Origin of the sequence: Spirulina sp. 06S082, assembly GCF_034932145.1 — a bacterium.
Classification (GTDB): domain Bacteria; phylum Cyanobacteriota; class Cyanobacteriia; order Cyanobacteriales; family Spirulinaceae; genus CCY15215.
The window spans coordinates 1-2,444 of sequence record NZ_JAYGHV010000364.1 but is presented as its reverse complement, the minus strand read 5'-3'; the positions used below and the strand labels follow the sequence as shown (position 1 = coordinate 2,444).

The 2,444-nt window shown below is 47.5% G+C and carries 2 protein-coding genes and 1 CRISPR repeat array; both genes read right to left on the bottom strand.

Going from position 1 to position 2,444, the window contains the following annotated elements:
* Positions 1–26 precede the first annotated feature (26 nt).
* Positions 27–857: direct repeats of the CRISPR family, unit length 37 nt; unit sequence GTTTCAGTCCCGATCGCGGGATTCATTAATAGGAAAG.
* A gap of 208 nt (positions 858–1,065) precedes the next feature.
* On the bottom strand, positions 1,066–1,359 hold the full coding sequence (gene cas2 / locus VB714_RS21260; RefSeq protein WP_323226691.1) for a CRISPR-associated endonuclease Cas2: 294 nt from the start codon (positions 1,357–1,359) through the stop codon (positions 1,066–1,068).
* Positions 1,356–2,333: a type I-D CRISPR-associated endonuclease Cas1d gene (cas1d, locus tag VB714_RS21255; RefSeq protein WP_323226690.1), complete on the bottom strand. Its 978-nt coding sequence runs from the start codon at positions 2,331–2,333 to the stop codon at positions 1,356–1,358. Before cas1d ends, cas2 begins: the two co-directional genes overlap by 4 nt.
* Positions 2,334–2,444: the final 111 nt, after the last annotated feature.

Below are 2,444 nucleotides of genomic sequence, written 5' to 3'. Positions count from 1 at the left end.
TGTAAAAGGGCGAGGATGGTCGGAGCGTTTCAGTCCCGATCGCGGGATTCATTAATAGGAAAGTATGAGGAGGATCGGGATTAACTTAAATAATGGATGTTTCAGTCCCGATCGCGGGATTCATTAATAGGAAAGACTTAGTAAAAGTTTTGCCGATGCTGGATTAGGTCGTTTCAGTCCCGATCGCGGGATTCATTAATAGGAAAGTAACCTCCAGACAGGGTGACGTTCTGACCGATTGAGTTTCAGTCCCGATCGCGGGATTCATTAATAGGAAAGTTCTTTTTCCGAAGCCGAACAAATTGCAGAAATGCTGTTTCAGTCCCGATCGCGGGATTCATTAATAGGAAAGGAACAATGCCAATCAAAGGATTAACCGATAGAAATGGTTTCAGTCCCGATCGCGGGATTCATTAATAGGAAAGAGGTCTGACTTGGCACAAGATTCGCAAACCTTCTCGCGTTTCAGTCCCGATCGCGGGATTCATTAATAGGAAAGAAATCAAAAATCCCCACCGCGATCGCATTCTTAAAGTTTCAGTCCCGATCGCGGGATTCATTAATAGGAAAGACTGAGTTGGAATCTCTTGAGGTGGAAATGCTCGAGTTTCAGTCCCGATCGCGGGATTCATTAATAGGAAAGGGTTAGTGGGTTTATTGGTTGCAATTCCCATTGGTGTTTCAGTCCCGATCGCGGGATTCATTAATAGGAAAGGGCAGCCCTATTTGGTAGGGGAAGCGGGTCCTGAAGTTTCAGTCCCGATCGCGGGATTCATTAATAGGAAAGTCAAAGCAATTCGTGCAGAGCAATTGGAGGATTGTTTCAGTCCCGATCGCGGGATTCATTAATAGGAAAGCCCGCCAGCTAGAACCCTTGTCAGAGGGGGATTTTGGCATCGGTTTTGGCAAACCTCGGAAAAACACACCCAAAATCTTGCCAAACCAACACCCAATCCCCTCTAACAAAATCTCGAAACTATTGAATTGTCAAGGTTCTGAGCATTTTGGCGAACCCCCCGGGATTTTCGCCCCCGCTTCGGTTTGCCAAAAACTGGCTTATTTCCATCATAAGATCAGAGTGTTCTCTTGTCGAGGCTTTTCCGTTCCATAAGTAATAGTTTTACGAACCGCCGCCGCATCAATAATATAGATACACAGCGAATCCTCAGCAGGAACAATCAACCCCTCAATCCTCGGCTGCAACTTCGCAAACTGGATCGCCGTCAAAAAACACTCAAAAACACTATACTGTTTGCGCGACCCAAAACCAGATAAAAGATTGTGCAATCGCTGGCGGCGCTTATTCCCCGCCTTCGTCGCCGGAACATCATAAACAATCAAATACAACAAAGTCGTCATCGCACAATCAAAGGCTTGTAAACAACCCCCTCCTGTAAATGACGCGCCAACAAACGAGCCTGCAACTCGATCGCCCGACGATAAGTACAGCGATACCCAAAAACCGGATGCTTGAACTCCGAATTCATCTTCTGTTCAAACGCCCCCAAAAAAGCCTTTCGTCCCTCATCCGTCAAGCGATAAGCACCCAAACTCTCGCGAAAATCCTCGATCTGAACTTGTTTGAGACCCAACACCGACAACACCAAATTATCCGCAATTAATCCCCGCAACTCCTCCATCAAATCCAGCACCATCGCCGGCTGACCCCGCGTCGTCTCATGCAAATAGCCGATATAAGGATCCAAACCCGCCACATGAACCGCCGCCGTCACCTGAGTTCGCAATAACCCATAAGCAAAGCCCAGCAAAGAATTCACCGGATCCGTCGGCGGACGGCGAAAGCGACCCGAAAACGTCCAACCCTTCGGAAGCATCCCTTGCCAATAACTAAAATACTCCCGCGCCGCCAAACCTTCCACTCCCCGCACCGCATCCAAAGTATCGTGCTGAGAAACCAACTTTTTGCGCTCCTTGAGAGGATTTTCCTTTTGTCCGTGACGGTAAAGCACATTATATTGATTGTGAATTTTCCCCGCCACCAACATTTTCACCAAAGCCAGACGGCGCACCGGATCGCAATGAACCGCATATTGAGCCAGACGCAACTGCCCATTCCGAGAATAACCCGGCAACGCCGACCCCAAATACTTACCAAAACTGGATAAATAATGCACCGGCATTCCCAACTCCAGCGCGTAACATAAGGCTTCCCCCGTCACACTCGGATAGCCCAACAAAACCACTTGATCCACAGTTTGAGCAGGAATCGATCGCTTTTCCCAAGAGCCATCCTCCTGTTTAAGCGCAACATTAAAAGCCTCGTACTTCTTATTGAGTACAGCATCAGGTTGAGTGAGATAAAGTACAGTCATGATTAATTTTAAGAGAATGAAAATTTCACAAAATTCGTCGTAGTGCGAGCATCTTGCTCGCTATTCTACCCCCCCTATCTCTATCTCCCCCCTCTATCTCCACTCTCTATC

Bases quoted from the DNA above. Each gene is read 5' to 3' on its own strand.
- cas2 (WP_323226691.1), bottom strand. From the start codon at position 1,359: ATGACGACTTTGTTGTATTTGATTGTTTATGATGTTCCGGCGACGAAG.
- cas1d (WP_323226690.1), bottom strand. From the start codon at position 2,333: ATGACTGTACTTTATCTCACTCAACCTGATGCTGTACTCAATAAGAAG.